The organism is Kitasatospora sp. NPDC007106 (assembly GCF_040634455.1).
Classification (GTDB): Bacteria; Actinomycetota; Actinomycetes; order Streptomycetales; family Streptomycetaceae; genus Kitasatospora; species Kitasatospora arboriphila.
In genome coordinates this window covers 1-3006 of sequence record NZ_JBEYFP010000710.1, presented here as the reverse complement: position 1 = coordinate 3006, position 3006 = coordinate 1, and the positions used below count along the sequence as shown (strand labels likewise).

Genomic DNA, 3006 nt, shown 5'->3' with positions numbered 1-3006 from the left:
GTCCGCCCAGCCGGCCAGCAGCGCGGGCACCCGCGCGGCCAGCTCGTGCGCCGCCGGCGTCGGTGCCATCCCGGCGCGCGACCGCTCGAACAGCCGGACCTCCAGCTGCCCCTCCAGCAGCCGGATCCGCTTGGTCAGGGTCGGCTGGGCCACGCCGAGCCGGGACGCCGCGGCGGTGAGCTGTCCCTCGTCGAACACCGCCGCGAACGCCCGCAGCAACCGGGTGTCGATGTCCATGCCCACAGGGTATGGATCACGGAATTGGACCGGGAGGGCGGGGCTGGTGCAGAGTCGGCCGCTCACGGGGGGAGCGGTACCGGCAGTGCAGGGGGCTGCCGGTGCCGTCCGCCGTGCCGGTCCCGGCACGGAGCGGTGATCCGCCGTAGCGTGGGTGCCCACCGCGCGGACGGAGGGCACACCTGTGGGGAAGACCGATCGGCTCGCGAAGAAGCCGTACGAGCGCGAGCTGCTGCGTCTCCAGCACGAGCTGGTCCGCCTGCAGGAATGGGTCCGCAGCGAGGGCGTGCGGCTGGTCGTCGTCTTCGAGGGCCGGGACGCCGCCGGCAAGGGCGGCGCGATCAAGCGCGTCACCGAGTACCTCAATCCGCGCATCGCCCGGATCGCCGCGCTGCCCGCCCCGACCGAGCGCCAGCGGGGCCAGTGGTACTTCCAGCGCTACGTCGAACAGCTGCCGGCCGCCGGCGAGATCGTCCTGTTCGACCGCAGCTGGTACAACCGGGCCGGCGTCGAGCACGTCATGGGCTTCTGCACCGAGGAGGAGTACCGGCTCTTCCTGCACCAGACCCCGCTCTTCGAGCAGATGCTGGTCGAGGCGGGCATCCTGCTGCGCAAGTACTGGTTCTCGGTGAGCGACACCGAGCAGGAGAAGCGGTTCCGGGACCGCCTCTCGGACCCGATGCGCCGCTGGAAGCTCTCCCCGATGGACATCGAGTCCATCACCCGCTGGGAGGAGTACTCCCGGGCCAAGGACGTGATGTTCGCGCACACCGACATCCCGGAGTCGCCCTGGTACGTGGTGGAGAGCGACGACAAGCGGCGGTCCCGGGTCAACATGATCGCCCACCTGCTCTCCACCGTCCCGTACCTGGCGATCGAGCCGCCCGCGGTGGTGCTGCCGCCGCGCCCGGCCGCCACCGGCTACCGCCGCCCGCCGCGCGACCTGCAGACCTTCGTCCCGGACCACGCGGCGAAGCTGGCGGACTGACCGGGTCGGCTCAGCTCGCCGAGCCGGCCGCGGCACCGGTCGCCAGGTCCGGGCCCCAGCGGTCCAGCGCGGCCTGCAGGTCGAGCGGGCCCGGCCGGGCGTCCGACTCCGCGGCCGGCCAGTCCTCGCGCGGGACCCGCCACATCACCTCGAACTCGTTGCCGTCCGGGTCCTTGGCGTAGAAGGACTTGGACACCAGGTGGTCGGTCGAGCCGACCAGCGCCTTCCGCTCGGCGAGTCTCGCCCCGATCTCCGCCAGCTCGCCGAGCGTGCCGACCTCCCAGGCCAGGTGGTAGAGGCCGACCCGGCCCTGCTCCGGACCGGGCGCGTCCGCGCCGATCGCGAACAGCCCGAGGTCGTGGTCGTTCAGCGTGTCCGGCGCCGACAGGAACGCCGCCCGGCCGGGGATCAGGTGGCCGACCGAGAACCCGAAGACCTCGGTGTAGAAGGCGACCGAACGGTCGACCTCGCGGATCCACAGCACGGCGTGGTTCAGACGGCGGACGGGCATGGCGCACTCCTTCGGCGACGGGGGGAGCCCCCAGCGTACGCCCTCAGGTTCAAATTCGAACTACCCGGCCGGGCCGTCGGTCCGCTCGCATACCCTTGCGCCCGTGGACGAACCGGACCTCTTCACCGCAGCCGCCGAGGAACGCCAGGCCAAGGAGCCCGGCCGGGCCCCGCTCGCCGTACGGATGCGCCCGCGCACCCTCGACGAGGTCGCCGGCCAGCGCCGGCTGCTCAAGGACGGCTCCCCGCTGCGCCGCCTGGTCGCCGGCTCCCGCGGTCCCGCCGCCACCAGCTCGGTCATCCTCTGGGGCCCGCCCGGCACCGGCAAGACCACCCTCGCCCACGTGATCAGCCAGGCCGTCGAGGGCCGCTTCGTCGAACTCTCCGCCATCACCGCCGGCGTCAAGGAGGTCCGCGCGGTCATCGACGGCGCCCGCCGCGCCGTCGGCATGACCGGCCGCGAGACCGTCCTCTTCCTCGACGAGATCCACCGCTTCTCCAAGGCCCAGCAGGACTCCCTGCTGCCCGCCGTCGAGAACCGCTGGGTCACCCTGATCGCCGCCACCACCGAGAACCCCTACTTCTCGGTGATCTCCCCGCTGCTCTCCCGCTCGCTGCTGCTCACCCTGGAGGCGCTCACCGACGACGACGTGCGCACCCTGCTGCGCCGCGCGGTCGCCGACGAACGCGGGCTGCAGGGCGCCGTCGAACTCTCCGCGGAGGCCGAGGACCACCTCGTCCGGCTCGCCGGCGGCGACGCCCGCCGGGCGCTCACCACCCTGGAGGCCGCCGCCGGCGCCGCGCTGGAGCAGGGCGCGGCGGAGATCACCCTGGCCGCCACCGAGACCGCCGTCGACCAGGCCGCCGTCCGCTACGACAAGGACGGCGACCAGCACTACGACGTGGCCAGCGCCCTCATCAAGTCGATCCGCGGCAGCGACGTGGACGCCACCCTGCACTACCTGGCCCGGATGATCGAGGCGGGGGAGGACCCGCGGTTCATCGCCCGGCGGCTGATGATCTCCGCCAGCGAGGACGTCGGTCTGGCCGACCCGACCGCGCTCGCCACCGCCGTCGCCGCGGCCCAGGCGGTCGCCATGATCGGCTTCCCGGAGGCCAGGATCATCCTCGCCGAGGCCGCCATCGCCCTGGCGCTGGCCCCCAAGTCCAACGCCGCCTACCTGGCCATCGACGCCGCCCTCGCCGACGTCCGGCAGGGCCTGGCCGGGCCCGTCCCGCCGCACCTGCGGGACGCCCACTACGGCGGCGCC

At 73.4% G+C, this 3006-nt stretch carries 4 protein-coding genes; 2 read left to right on the top strand and 2 right to left on the bottom strand.

The window, feature by feature from the left end; all coding sequences use genetic code 11:
- Positions 1-237 (bottom strand): LysR family transcriptional regulator (locus ABZ641_RS31195; RefSeq protein WP_359987236.1); only part of this gene is annotated, 237 nt, incomplete at its 3' end.
- Positions 238-421: 184 nt separating this feature from the next.
- On the opposite strand from ABZ641_RS31195, the gene ppk2 reads away from it, so the two are divergent.
- Positions 422-1225 carry a polyphosphate kinase 2 gene (ppk2, locus tag ABZ641_RS31190; protein ID WP_344624190.1) on the top strand — a complete coding sequence of 268 codons (804 nt, stop codon included), beginning with the start codon at positions 422-424 and terminating at the stop codon, positions 1223-1225.
- Positions 1226-1235: 10 nt separating this feature from the next.
- On the opposite strand, the gene ABZ641_RS31185 is transcribed toward ppk2, so the two are convergent.
- Entirely contained in the window at positions 1236-1736 is a 501-nt protein-coding gene (locus tag ABZ641_RS31185; RefSeq protein ID WP_344624191.1) for a VOC family protein, read from the bottom strand.
- 103 nt (positions 1737-1839) lie between these two features.
- On the opposite strand from ABZ641_RS31185, the gene ABZ641_RS31180 reads away from it, so the two are divergent.
- A partial coding sequence (locus ABZ641_RS31180; protein ID WP_359987233.1) for a replication-associated recombination protein A occupies positions 1840-3006 on the top strand: 1167 nt, incomplete at its 3' end.

Coding starts and splice junctions, on each gene's coding strand:
- ABZ641_RS31185 (WP_344624191.1), bottom strand. CDS start 1,736: ATGCCCGTCCGCCGTCTGAACCACGCCGTGCTGTGGATCCGCGAGGTC.